Below are 12518 nucleotides of genomic sequence, written 5' to 3' on the forward strand. Positions count from 1 at the left end.
GCACATAGCCGTCGAGGAACGGGCCACCGGCGGAATAGACCGTCAGTTTGCGATGGAACGCATTGAGTGGCGCATCTTCGACGGAGCGTTTGGGGACAGACATTGGACTTACCTCCTCCCACAGGTACTTCACCCATTTCGAATGCGGTGCAGTACCTGTGGGAGCGGGTTTACCCGCGAACAGGCCCGCAAAACCACTGCAAAACTCAGATCATTTCACAACCAATCTGCACGCCCAGCGAATGGCTCGCGCCAGGCTTCAATTCCACCACGTCATCCCACACATTCGCCGTCTCGATGCACAGCATCCGCTGCCAGCCATCATCCGCCATGTCCGGCAGCTCCCGCGCCCGCTCGGTCCACGGGTTCCAGATCACCGCCGAGCGCGAGCCACTGCTGGTCAGGGTAATCCGCCGCGCCCAGTGGGGGTCGACAATGCTCAGGGTTTGCGGGGTAGCCAGGTAGATCCGGTCAGTCTCCCCGGCAAATGCCAGCGCACCTTGCTGCTGGCGCTGCTCCCAGTCGGCCAAGGTCTCGATGTAGCTCAACCCCTCCACACCCTCGACCCGCGCCTGGCGCACGTCGCTGACGGCGAAGTAGCTGTGCAGGGCTTGGCTGATGGTCACACTGTCGTTGCCGAGGTTATAGCTGGTCAGCGTCACGTTCAGCTGTTCGCCCAGCTCGATCAGCAGCTTCAGCTCGACCTCATGCGGCCAGCCGGGCAAGTCACCTTGAGCCGCAGGCAGCTCGAATTCGATCTGAATTGTGTCGCCGACCTGCTCGGCCCTGTTCAACTGCCAGTCGCGACCCCGCACCAGCCCATGAGCGGGGGCTTGTTCGCCCTTGTACATATTTTGTACAGACGCGGGGTTGCGCTGCAGGTTGCCAAACCACGGCCAGCACACCGGTACCCCAGCGCGCACGGATTTGCCCTGGCGGAAAATGGCCTGGTCGCTCAGCCACAGCAGCGGCGGTTCGCCCACACGCTGGTAGCTGAGGATCTGCGCGCCCTGCTGGGCGATCAGTAGTTCGGCATGCTCGCTGGTGATGCGCCAGCAATTGAGTTCGCCGTGTTGCTCGGTGTCGACCTTGAAAGTAGCCATTGCACTCGTCTCATTGATTGCCCTGTGGGCCTTGGACCCGGGCACGTGCAATGAGTTTACCGCCGGCGTAGCTCAGCGACGAGGCACAGAGCGGGTGCGGCCACTGCCGTCGATGGCGACGAAGACGAATACCGCTTCGGTCACCTTGCGCCATTCGCTGGACAGCGGGTCGTCGCTCCACACTTCGACCATCATCTGGATCGAGCTGCGGCCGATTTCCAGGGTCTGGGTATAGAACGACAGCTGGGCGCCCACGGCGACCGGGACCAGGAAGGCCATGCGATCGATGGCCACCGTGGCCACACGGCCACCCGCGACACGGCTGGCCATGGCAGTGCCGGCCAAATCCATCTGAGCGACCAGCCAGCCGCCAAAGATGTCACCAAAGCCGTTGGTCTCACGAGGGAGTGCGGTGATTTGCAAGGCCAGGTCGCCTTGCGGGATTGGATCTTCTTGTTCGAGCTCAATCATGCGATGGGGCCTCTGACCCGTGACGCTTTCGTTGGTGTGGCGCAAAGGCCGGGTAAACGATTCAGCTGGAAACATACTACGCCGATTTCGTTTCACTGGGCGGCCGTAGGGAAACTCTGCGAAACCGCCTGACATGCAGACCGGCGTTTTCGCACAACATCCCACGCTAGGAGCAACCTTTTCCTACGAACGGCCAGTATATAGAGCATAACGGCCAGCGACGACCGCGCATTCATGAATATCTGTATGGTTTTTGTATCGCTTTCGGCGCGCCTCGGCAATTTGCTATCTTCGCTCGTCTACCAATCCAGAAGTCGCGCGCCAAGCGGCCTGCATGACCTACAAGAGAAAGATCGATGACCTCCGTGCCGAGCAGTATCGAGCAGCCTTCACGGCCGCTGACCCGCAGCGACTACAAGACCCTTTCACTGTCCGCCCTGGGCGGTGCACTGGAGTTCTACGACTTCATCATCTTCGTGTTCTTCGCCACGGTGGTCGGCAAGCTGTTCTTCCCTGCCGACATGCCGGAATGGCTGCGCTTGATGCAGACGTTCGGCATCTTCGCCGCCGGCTACCTGGCGCGGCCACTGGGCGGCATCGTCATGGCGCACTTCGGTGACCTGCTCGGGCGCAAGAAGATGTTCACCCTGAGCATCTTCATGATGGCGCTGCCCACCCTGATCATGGGCCTGCTGCCGACCTACGCGCAGATTGGCCTGTGGGCACCGGTTTTGCTGCTGCTGATGCGCGTGATTCAGGGCGCGGCGATTGGTGGCGAAGTGCCCGGCGCCTGGGTGTTCGTCTCGGAGCACGTACCAGCGCGCAATACCGGCTACGCCTGCGGCACGCTGACCGCCGGGCTGACCTCGGGCATTTTGCTCGGCTCGCTGGTCGCGACCCTGATCAACAGCATTTACACCCCAGGTGAAGTTGCCGATTACGCCTGGCGTATACCGTTTTTGCTGGGGGGTGTGTTCGGCCTGTTCTCGGTGTACCTGCGCCGCTGGCTGCACGAAACCCCAGTGTTCGCCGAGATGCAGCAGCGCAAGGCCCTGGCCGAAGAGCTGCCGCTGCGTGCCGTGCTGCGTGATCACCGTGGCGCGATCATCTTGTCGATGCTGCTGACCTGGTTGCTGTCGGCCGGCATCGTGGTGGTGATCCTGATGACCCCGGCGCTGCTGCAGAGCTTCTACCAAATCAGCCCAACCGACTCGCTCAAGGCCAACAGCCTGGCCATTGTGCTGCTCAGCCTCGGCTGCATCGGTGCCGGTAGCCTGGCCGACCGCATCGGCGCTGGGCGTGTGTTCATCGTCGGCAGCCTGCTGTTGCTGGCGAGCTCCTGGACCTTCTACCACAGCCTGCCGACCCGCCCCGACCTGCTGTTCCCGCTGTATGCGCTGACCGGCCTGTGCGTCGGTATCGTCGGCGCCGTGCCCTATGTGATGGTCAAGGCCTTCCCACCGGTGGTGCGTTTCAGCGGCTTGTCGTTCTCTTACAACGTCGCCTACGCCATCTTCGGCGGGCTGACGCCGATGGTGGTGACCGCGCTGTTGAAGGTCAGCCCAATGGCGCCGGCCTATTACGTGGCGGGGCTGTGTGCTGTCGGGCTGGCCGTAGGCGTTTATCTGTTCGCCAATAAGCGCTGATCGGCTTGCATCAATTGCCTCCCTCATTGGGGGAGGCGAAGAGCCTGAGCGGTTACCCCGCGCCTCCTTGCAACATCTTGAAAAGGCCATCCCCGGCACCCGGTGATGGCCTTTCATCCAATTGTCACATTGAAGTCATATCGTATTCATGCGGCCTGCAGATACTTGGGCCCGATCCATCCAACACCCCCAATATTCCTGCTAGGAGCAAGGCATGAAACTGAAGCGTTTGATGGCGGCCCTTACCTTCGCCGCCGCTGGCGTTGCAACCGCCAATGCGGTAGCCGCTGTCGACCCAGCAATCCCGACCTACACCAAGACCACCGGTGTTTCGGGCAACCTCTCCAGCGTCGGTTCGGACACCCTCGCCAACCTGATGACCCTGTGGGCCGAGGCCTACAAGAAGGAATATCCGAACGTAAACATCCAGATCCAGGCCGCCGGCTCCTCCACCGCGCCACCCGCGCTGACCGAAGGCACCGCCAACCTGGGCCCGATGAGCCGCAAGATGAAGGACGTCGAGCTGCAGGCCTTCGAGCAGAAGTACGGCTACAAGCCGACCGCCATCCCGGTCGCCGTTGACGCCCTGGCTGTATTCGTCCACAAGGACAACCCGATCAAGGGCCTGACCATGGCTCAGGTCGATGCGATCTTCTCGTCCACTCGCCTGTGTGGCGCCAAGGCCGATGTCAAAACCTGGGGCGACCTGGGCGTGACCGGCGACCTCGCCAACAAGCCAGTGCAGCTGTTCGGCCGTAACTCGGTATCGGGCACCTACGGCTACTTCAAGGAAGAAGCCCTGTGCAAAGGCGACTTCAAGCCTAACGTCAACGAACAGCCTGGCTCGGCTTCGGTCGTGCAGTCGATCAGCTCCTCGCTGAACGGCATTGGCTACTCGGGCATCGGCTACAAGACCGCTAGCGTCAAGACCGTAGCCCTGGCCAAGAAAGAAGGCGGCGAGTTCATCGAAGACAACGAAGAAAACGCCCTGAACGGCAAGTACCCGCTGTCCCGCTTCCTGTACGTCTACGTCAACAAGGCCCCGAACAAGCCTCTGGCCCCGCTGGACGCCGAGTTCATCAAGCTGGTGCTGTCGCAAGCTGGCCAGCAGGTCGTGGTGAAGGATGGCTACATCCCGCTGCCGGCCAAAGTGGTCGACAAGACCCTGGCTGACCTGGGCCTGTCCCACGCTGGTAACGTCGCAAAGAAGTAAGTAACTGAGGAAGCGGCCGGTGCCTAAGCCCGGCCGCTTCCACGAATTCTCAGTCCGAAGCCAGAACCCCTGAGCGTCGGGCTTTCTTGCGTCACTGCATTGTCATGTTTTTGTCATACGGGACCGCTAGGGTGTGCGCATGAATGATCTGGCCAACTCCACCATGACCCAAAATTCCCAACCCGTGCGGATTGACTTCAATACGCCCGAGTTGCAACGCAAGCGCCGCATGCGTGCGCTCAAGGACCGCCTGACCCGCTGGTATGTACTGGTGGGCGGGCTTGCCGTATTGGCGGCTATTACCCTGATTTTCTTCTACCTGGCCTACGTGGTGCTGCCGCTGTTCCAGGGCGCCGAGCTGACCAGCAAGAAGGCCCTGGAGCCGACCTGGCTGCAACAGGATGCCGGCAAGCCGCTGATGATCGCGCTTGAAGAGCAAAACCTGGTGGGCATGCGGGTTTCTGACAAGGGGCAGGCACTGTTCTTCGACACCAAGACCGGTGCCGAGCTGCAGCGCGTCGACCTGCCAGTGCCGGCCGGTACCCAGGTGAGTTCTATCAGCACCGATCAGCCGGGTAGCCCGCTGGTTGTGCTGGGTCTGTCCAATGGTCAGGCGTTGGTGTTCCACCACACCTACAAGATCACCTACCCGGACAACAAGAAGACCATCACCCCAGGCATCGACTACCCCTACGGCAAGGACGCGTTCGTGCTTGACGACCAGGGCCGCCCTCTGGAGCACGTGAGCGTCAACGTCAACGGCGAAACCCTGCTGCTGGCAGGTTCCACCGGTTCGCACCTGCAGGTCACCCAGCTGACCCGCGAAGAGAACATGATGACCGGCGAGGTCACCAGCGAGCAGAACCGTATCGACCTGCCGCAGATGACCGAACCGGTCAAGGCCATCTACGTCGACCCGCGCCAGCAATGGCTGTACGTGGTCAACGGCCGTGCCACCGCCGACGTCTTCAGCCTGCGCGACAAGAGCCTCAACGGCCGCTACAAGCTGCTGGAAGATGGCAATGCCGAGATCACGGCCAGTGGCCAGTTGGTGGGCGGTATCTCGCTGATCTTCGGTGACTCCAAAGGTGGCTTGAACCAGTGGTTCATGGCCCGCGATCCCGATGGCGAGTCGCGCTTCAAGTTGATCCGCAGCTTCCAGATGGGCACTGCACCGATCGTCCAGATCGATGCCGAAGAGCGCCGCAAGGGCTTCATCGCCCTGGACGCCGAAGGCAAGCTTGGTGTGTTCCACAGCACCGCGCACCGCACCCTGCTGGTCGAGCCGGCTGCAGAAGGCGCTGGTATCCTGGCCCTGTCGCCGCGTGCCAACCGCATCATCATCGAGGAAGGCGGCAAGCTGCTGCCGCTGAGCCTGAAGAACCCTCACCCGGAAGTCTCCTTCAGCGCGCTGTGGGGCAAGGTCTGGTACGAGAACTATGACGAGCCCAAGTACGTCTGGCAGTCGACTGCGTCGAACACCGACTTCGAGCCTAAGCTGAGCCTGTCGCCGCTGACCTTCGGTACCCTGAAGGCTGCGTTCTACGCGATGATCCTGGCCGCCCCGCTGGCCATTGCCGCCGCCATCTACACCGCCTACTTCATGGCCCCTGGCATGCGCCGCAAGGTCAAGCCGGTGATCGAGCTGATGGAAGCGATGCCGACGGTGATCCTCGGCTTCTTCGCCGGCCTGTTCCTCGCGCCGTACCTCGAAGGCCACTTGCCGGGTGTGTTCAGCCTGTTCCTGCTGATGCCGTTCGGCATCCTGCTGGCCGGTTTCGTCTGGAGCCGCCTGCCGGAGTCGATCCGCCTGCGCGTGCCGGATGGCTGGGAAGCGGCGATCCTGATCCCCGTGATTCTGTTCACCGGCTGGTTCGCCCTGACCATGAGCCCTTACCTGGAGACCTGGTTCTTCGGCGGCGACATGCGCCTGTGGATCACCAACGACCTGGGCATCACCTACGACCAGCGCAACGCCCTGGTAGTCGGTATCGCCATGGGCTTCGCGGTCATCCCGAACATCTACTCGATTGCCGAAGACGCCGTGTTCAGCGTGCCGCGCAGCCTGACCCTGGGCTCCCTGGCCCTGGGTGCGACGCCGTGGCAGACCCTGACCCGCGTGGTCATCCTCACCGCCAGCCCGGGTATCTTCTCGGCGCTGATGATCGGCATGGGCCGTGCGGTGGGCGAGACCATGATCGTGCTCATGGCCACCGGCAACACCCCGGTGATGGAGATGAACCTGTTCGAAGGCATGCGCACCCTGGCCGCCAACGTGGCGGTAGAAATGCCGGAGTCGGAAGTCGGTGGCAGCCACTATCGCGTGCTGTTCCTGGCGGCCCTCGTGCTGCTGATGTTCACCTTCATCATGAACACCTTGGCCGAGCTGATTCGCCAGCGTCTGCGCAAGAAATACTCGTCGCTTTGATAGAAAGGTAGAGATCCGTGAAAAAGGATTCCCTCAAAGGCTGGTTCAAGAGCGGCGCCCCAGGCGTCTGGATCAGCGGTGGCGCGGTTGCCATGGCGGTGATCATGACCATCGGTCTGCTGTCGGTCATCGCCGTGCGAGGCCTGGGCCACTTCTGGCCGGCCGACCTGGTCCAGGCCACCTACAAGGTGCCTGGCCAGGCTGATCACATCGTCGTCGGCGAAGTGGTGCAAAAAGAAGAAGTGCCCCGTGCACGCCTGAAGGGTGCCGGCTTGCCGGTACCTGATCAGGGCCCGGAGTTCATGACCCGTGAGCTGATCAAGGTCGGTAACCGCGACCTCAACGGCAGCGACTTCACCTGGGTGGTGGGCGACTGGCTGGTCGATGAGCAACGCCCGGTCGACCTGATGGCGTTGGAACGCCGCGAGTGGGGCAACTTCTACGGCTACCTGGTCAGCGTCAAGGAAGAAGGCCGCGTGGTCGCCGAAGGCCCTGCTGCCTGGAACGAACTGCAGGCCCGCCTCAAGCGCGCCAACCAGCTCAATGGCGAATTGCAGCAACTCGAGAAAAAAGACATCGGCGCCATCAACCATGGCCTTGAACGCCTGCGTTTGCATAGCCGCAAGCTGGAGTTGGAGGGCAAGCTCGACGCCGCTGCCCAGGCCGACATGGACGCCGAGCGTGCCGAGCTGAACAGCCGCTACAAGGCCATCGAAGACCGCCTCAGCGGCCTGCACCAGGCCTTCTCCCGTGACAGCCTGGTGGCACGTGATGCCAACGGCCGCGAAGTGGAGATCAACCTGAGCAAGGTGGTGCACGCCATCCAGCCGAACGGCATGTCCGGGCTGACCAAGATGGGCACTTACTTCGCCAAGGTCTGGGAGTTCCTCAGCGACGACCCGCGTGAAGCCAACACCGAAGGCGGCATCTTCCCGGCCATCTTCGGTACCGTGATGATGACCCTGATCATGGCCGTGATCGTGACCCCGTTCGGCGTGCTGGCTGCAGTCTACCTGCGCGAATACGCCAAGCAGGGCCCGGTGACGCGCCTGATCCGCATCGCGGTGAACAACCTGGCGGGTGTACCGGCGATCGTCTACGGCGTGTTCGGCCTGGGCTTCTTCGTCTATGTACTGGGTGGCTCGATCGACCGGCTGTTCTTCCCCGAGTCGCTGCCGGCACCCACCCTGGGTACCCCGGGCCTGCTGTGGGCCTCGCTGACCCTGGCGCTGCTGGCGGTACCGGTGGTGATCGTGGCCACCGAAGAAGGCCTGGCGCGGATTCCACGCACCGTGCGCGAGGGCTCGCTGGCCCTGGGCGCGACCAAGGCCGAGACCCTGTGGAAAATCGTCCTGCCGATGGCCAGCCCGGCCATGATGACTGGCATGATCCTCGCCGTGGCCCGCGCCGCCGGTGAAGTGGCGCCACTGATGCTGGTGGGTGTGGTGAAGCTGGCGCCGTCGTTGCCACTGGATGGCAACTACCCGTACCTGCACCTGGACCAGAAGATCATGCACTTGGGCTTCCACATCTATGACGTCGGCTTCCAGAGCCCTAACGTCGAGGCCGCACGGCCGCTGGTGTACGCCACCGCGCTGCTGCTGGTGCTGGTGATCGCCACCCTCAACCTCTCGGCGGTGTGGATCCGTAACCACCTGCGCGAGAAGTACAAGGCGCTGGACCACTGATCCTGATTACAAGCGTGCCGCCTGCAAGCCGGGCGGCCCTTTGAAACGAATTGATAGCGTATGGAGTTGACCATGCAGCACGAATCCCATACCCACGGCATCGACATGTCTGCCCTGGGCCGCGACAAGCAGAGCCTGCGCCTGGCCGAAGAGACCGTGGCCATCGAAGTACCGGGCCTGAGCCTGTTCTACGGCGACAAGCAAGCCTTGTTCGACGTCAGCATGAATATCCCCAAGCAGCGCGTGACCGCCTTCATCGGCCCGTCCGGCTGCGGCAAGTCGACCCTCCTGCGTACCTTCAACCGCATGAACGACCTGGTTGACGGTTGCCGCGTGGAGGGCGCCATCAACCTGTATGGCACCAATATCTACCGCAAGGGCGAAGACGTGGCCGAGCTGCGCCGCCGTGTGGGCATGGTGTTCCAGAAGCCGAACCCGTTCCCCAAGACCATCTACGAGAACGTCGTCTACGGCCTGCGCATCCAGGGTATCAACAAGAAGCGCACCCTCGACGAAGCCGTCGAATGGGCACTGAAGGGCGCCGCCCTGTGGGATGAGGTCAAAGACCGCCTGCACGATTCGGCCCTGGGCCTGTCGGGTGGCCAGCAGCAACGTCTGGTCATTGCCCGCACCATCGCCGTGGAGCCAGAAGTATTGCTGCTCGACGAACCGTGCTCGGCACTGGACCCGATCTCGACGCTGAAGGTCGAAGAGCTGATCTACGAATTGAAATCCAAGTACACCATCGTCATCGTGACCCACAACATGCAACAGGCGGCGCGCGTCTCGGACTACACCGCCTTCATGTATATGGGCAAACTGGTCGAATTCGGGGACACCGATACCCTGTTCACCAACCCAGCGAAGAAGCAGACCGAAGACTACATCACTGGTCGCTATGGCTAGTCGGTCTGCCAGCCGCAGGCCTGGGGCCAAGGGATAACACGAACGACTTGAAGCTTGCGGCTTGAGGCTTGCAGCTTTTTCGCGGAGCGAAACGATGATCAACAAAGAAAGCCTTACGCATCACATCTCCCAGCAGTTCAACGCCGAGCTCGAAGAGGTGCGCAGCCACCTCCTGGCCATGGGCGGCCTGGTCGAGAAACAGGTCAACGACGCGGTAACCGCGCTGATTGAGGCCGATTCCGGCCTGGCTCAGCAGGTGCGCGAGGTCGATGAGCAGATCAACCAGATGGAGCGCAACATCGACGAGGAGTGCGTCCGCATCCTCGCCCGCCGCCAGCCAGCGGCGTCCGACCTGCGCCTGATCATCAGCATCTCCAAGTCGGTGATCGACCTGGAACGCATCGGTGACGAGTCGACCAAGATCGCCCGCCGCGCCATCCAGCTTTGCGAAGAAGGCGAGTCGCCACGCGGCTACGTTGAGGTGCGCCACATCGGCGACCAGGTGCGCAACATGGTGCGCGATGCGTTGGACGCCTTTGCCCGCTTCGATGCCGACCTGGCGTTGTCGGTGGCGCAGTACGACAAGACCATCGACCGCGAGTACAAGACCGCACTGCGCGAGCTGGTGACCTACATGATGGAAGACCCGCGTTCGATTTCGCGGGTGCTGAGCGTCATCTGGGCCTTGCGTTCGCTGGAGCGTATCGGCGACCACGCCCGCAACATTTCCGAGCTGGTGATTTACCTGGTGCGCGGCACCGACGTCCGCCACATGGGCCTCAAGCGCATGAAGGCGGAAGTGCAGGGCACCAGCGGCGATGAGGCCGAAAGCGCTAATGTTCCGGGCCAAGCGGACGATAAATAGTATTGCTCCCGAGCCTCAACGCCCGGCTTAGGCCGGGCGTTTTCGTTTGCGGTCGAGCAGCCATCAGGCACCCGCGAACGGTGTGAAGAAGTCCCGCTCCACGCGCAGTTGTGGCAAGTAGCCATCACTTGCCGGTAGGCTAGTCGGGATTCAAGAGGAGTATCGATGAGTAAAGTCAATGTGCTGGTCGTGGATGACGCCCCGTTCATCCGCGATCTGGTCAGGAAGTGCCTGCGCAATGCCTTTCCGGGCATGGTCATCGACGATGCGGTCAACGGTCGCAAGGCTATGGCCATGTTGGGCAAGGAGCCGTTCGACCTGGTCCTGTGCGACTGGGAAATGCCCGAGATGTCGGGCTTGGAGCTGCTCAGCTGGTGCCGTCAGCAGCCCGCGTTGAAAAGCCTGCAGTTCATCATGGTGACCAGCCGTGGTGACAAGGAGAACGTGATCCAGGCCATTCAGGCCGGTGTGTCCGATTTTGTCGGCAAGCCGTTCACCAACGAGCAGTTGCTGACCAAGGTAAAGAAAGCCCTGACCAAGATCGGCAAACTCGACAGCCTGATGGCCACGGGGCCTGCGCGGGCGAATTCGGCGTTTGCCAACGATTCGCTGAGCGCGCTGACGGGCGGCAAGCCTGAAGCCGTCAAGGTCGCGGCGCCTGCTGCCGCGCCGGCCAAGCCGTTGATCAACGCACCGGCACCGCCTGCGGCTGCACCCAGTGGCCGTGGCCAAGGCCAGTTGCGCCTGTCTAGCGGCACACAGCCGTGCGTGATCAAGGCGTTGAGCCTGAAAGAGGCGCTGCTGGTGGTGCGCCGCAGCGAAGCGCTGCCGCAGGTGCTGGAGGGCGCGGTACTGGACCTGGAGCAAGGCGAAAACGCCGAAGTCGCGCGCCTGAACGGTTACCTGCATGCCGTTGCGGCGCTGGAGCCCAAGCCAGACAGTGACTGGCTGCAGCTGACCTTCAAGTTCGTCGATCAGGATGCGCAGAAGCTCGACTACCTGTCGCGGCTGATTGCCCGCGGCACGGCGCAGAAGCACTTCACGCCCGGCGCCTGATCCACGCTGCCACTTTGTAGGAGCGGCCTTGCGTCGCGAAAGGGCTGCGCAGCAGCCCCACGATTTCGACGTTGACGCAGATATTGTTGGGGCCGCTTTGCGGCCCTTCGCGACGCAAGGCCGCTCCTACAAGGGTTCGTATTTGGCGCGGAATAACCATCCGACCAACTGTCATATCCCCCGCCAAACCGGCTGCTAGGCTTCGACAGATCACAACTGTCAAAAAGCCACTATCATGCCCGCCCGCCTGCTGCTGTTTTGTGCATTGCTCATGGCCTCGGCGTCGAGCCTGGGCGTGACCCTCTACCCGATTACCGATGCCAACGGTGTGGGTGCCTATACCGACCGGCCAGGCCCCGGGGCCAAGCCGATCGAGCTGCATGAATCCATGGTCGAGCGCCAGGAAAGCCAGGTGCGGCTTAACGCAATCGTATTCCAGGGCGGCGTGAGCTTTTCTGCGCGCAATGAATCGCATGTGCCGGTGCAGGTCGAATTGCACCTGGACAAGCTGATCAACGCCCAAGGCGGCAATGCGCCGCGGATCGTGCGCAGGGTGCTGCCAGGGCGTTCAACTCAGTTGCTCAGCGTGCTGCGGGGCCGCCCTGGGACGTTGCTGGGCTATCGCTCGACGCTGCTGCAGGCAATGGGCGACCCGGGGCTGCGGCCTCAGGGTTATCGGTACGCCTTCCCCTGGCTGGGCGGGCCGTTTCGGGTGACGCAGGGGCCCAACGGCCGCTTCAGCCATTTTGGCCCCAAGGGGCGCTATGCCATGGATATCGCCATGCCTGAGGGCACGACCATCATTGCGGCCCGGGAAGGGGTGGTGGTGAATGTCGAGAACAGCCAGACCGGGCGTGGCAGCAACCCGTCGGGCAATTTTGTCAGGGTCCTGCACGCCGACGGCACCATGGGCGTGTACCTGCACCTGATGCGCGGTTCGGTGGTGGTGGCTGAGGGGCAGCGGGTGAAGCAGGGGCAGATGCTGGCCAAGTCCGGCAACACCGGCAACAGCACCGGCCCGCACCTGCATTTTGTGGTGCAGCGCAACGTGGGGTTGGCGCTGGAGTCGATACCCTATCAGTTCGACAGGCCGATCAGTGGGCTGCCCGACTTTACGGCGGGCAACCCCTGAACGAGGGACC

At 62.5% G+C, this 12518-nt stretch carries 11 protein-coding genes; 8 read left to right on the forward strand and 3 right to left on the reverse strand.

Features of this window, described 5'->3' with window-relative positions:
- The 3 genes from OO306_RS19320 to OO306_RS19330 all read right to left on the reverse strand — a co-directional run.
- The coding region (locus OO306_RS19320; protein ID WP_265969651.1) for a hypothetical protein at positions 1–103 on the reverse strand (103 nt) is incomplete at its 3' end.
- Between the two features lie 103 nt (positions 104–206).
- Positions 207–1103 (reverse strand): D-hexose-6-phosphate mutarotase, encoded by an 897-nt coding sequence (locus OO306_RS19325; RefSeq protein ID WP_265969643.1) that lies wholly within the window; start codon positions 1101–1103, stop codon positions 207–209.
- Between the two features lie 72 nt (positions 1104–1175).
- A complete protein-coding gene (locus OO306_RS19330) occupies positions 1176–1574 on the reverse strand; it encodes an acyl-CoA thioesterase (RefSeq protein WP_003253317.1) in 399 nt (132 codons plus the stop codon).
- A gap of 356 nt (positions 1575–1930) precedes the next feature.
- Here OO306_RS19330 and OO306_RS19335 point away from each other — a divergent pair, with 356 nt between their 5' ends.
- The 8 genes from OO306_RS19335 (at position 1931) to OO306_RS19370 (ending at position 12508) form a co-directional block, all read left to right on the forward strand.
- Positions 1931–3220, forward strand: a complete 1290-nt coding sequence (locus OO306_RS19335; RefSeq protein WP_027592124.1) for an MFS transporter — start codon at positions 1931–1933, stop codon at positions 3218–3220.
- A 214-nt stretch (positions 3221–3434) separates the two neighbouring features.
- Entirely contained in the window at positions 3435–4433 is a 999-nt protein-coding gene (locus tag OO306_RS19340; protein WP_027592125.1) for a phosphate ABC transporter substrate-binding protein PstS, read from the forward strand.
- Positions 4434–4572: 139 nt separating this feature from the next.
- Positions 4573–6861, forward strand: a complete 2289-nt coding sequence (locus tag OO306_RS19345) for an ABC transporter permease subunit (protein ID WP_265969644.1) — start codon at positions 4573–4575, stop codon at positions 6859–6861.
- 17 nt (positions 6862–6878) lie between these two features.
- Positions 6879–8549, forward strand: coding sequence for a phosphate ABC transporter permease PstA (pstA, locus tag OO306_RS19350; protein ID WP_265969645.1), 1671 nt, complete (start codon positions 6879–6881; stop codon positions 8547–8549).
- Positions 8550–8621: 72 nt separating this feature from the next.
- Positions 8622–9455, forward strand: coding sequence for a phosphate ABC transporter ATP-binding protein PstB (pstB, locus tag OO306_RS19355; RefSeq protein ID WP_027592128.1), 834 nt, complete (start codon positions 8622–8624; stop codon positions 9453–9455).
- Positions 9456–9549: 94 nt separating this feature from the next.
- Positions 9550–10320: a phosphate signaling complex protein PhoU gene (gene phoU / locus OO306_RS19360; RefSeq protein WP_027592129.1), complete on the forward strand. Its 771-nt coding sequence runs from the start codon at positions 9550–9552 to the stop codon at positions 10318–10320.
- Between the two features lie 165 nt (positions 10321–10485).
- Positions 10486–11376: a response regulator gene (locus tag OO306_RS19365; RefSeq protein ID WP_027592130.1), complete on the forward strand. Its 891-nt coding sequence runs from the start codon at positions 10486–10488 to the stop codon at positions 11374–11376.
- A 235-nt stretch (positions 11377–11611) separates the two neighbouring features.
- Positions 11612–12508: a peptidoglycan DD-metalloendopeptidase family protein gene (locus tag OO306_RS19370; RefSeq protein ID WP_265969646.1), complete on the forward strand. Its 897-nt coding sequence runs from the start codon at positions 11612–11614 to the stop codon at positions 12506–12508.
- Positions 12509–12518 lie beyond the last annotated feature (10 nt).

The sequence above is a fragment of the Pseudomonas sp. DCB_AW genome (assembly GCF_026240895.1).
GTDB lineage: Bacteria > Pseudomonadota > Gammaproteobacteria > Pseudomonadales > Pseudomonadaceae > Aquipseudomonas > Aquipseudomonas kermanshahensis.

Coding starts and splice junctions, on each gene's coding strand:
- OO306_RS19345 (WP_265969644.1), top strand. CDS start 4,573: ATGAATGATCTGGCCAACTCCACCATGACCCAAAATTCCCAACCCGTG.
- OO306_RS19340 (WP_027592125.1), top strand. CDS start 3,435: ATGAAACTGAAGCGTTTGATGGCGGCCCTTACCTTCGCCGCCGCTGGC.
- OO306_RS19370 (WP_265969646.1), top strand. CDS start 11,612: ATGCCCGCCCGCCTGCTGCTGTTTTGTGCATTGCTCATGGCCTCGGCG.
- pstB (WP_027592128.1), top strand. CDS start 8,622: ATGCAGCACGAATCCCATACCCACGGCATCGACATGTCTGCCCTGGGC.
- phoU (WP_027592129.1), top strand. CDS start 9,550: ATGATCAACAAAGAAAGCCTTACGCATCACATCTCCCAGCAGTTCAAC.
- OO306_RS19325 (WP_265969643.1), bottom strand. CDS start 1,103: ATGGCTACTTTCAAGGTCGACACCGAGCAACACGGCGAACTCAATTGC.
- OO306_RS19330 (WP_003253317.1), bottom strand. CDS start 1,574: ATGATTGAGCTCGAACAAGAAGATCCAATCCCGCAAGGCGACCTGGCC.
- OO306_RS19335 (WP_027592124.1), top strand. CDS start 1,931: ATGACCTCCGTGCCGAGCAGTATCGAGCAGCCTTCACGGCCGCTGACC.
- OO306_RS19365 (WP_027592130.1), top strand. CDS start 10,486: ATGAGTAAAGTCAATGTGCTGGTCGTGGATGACGCCCCGTTCATCCGC.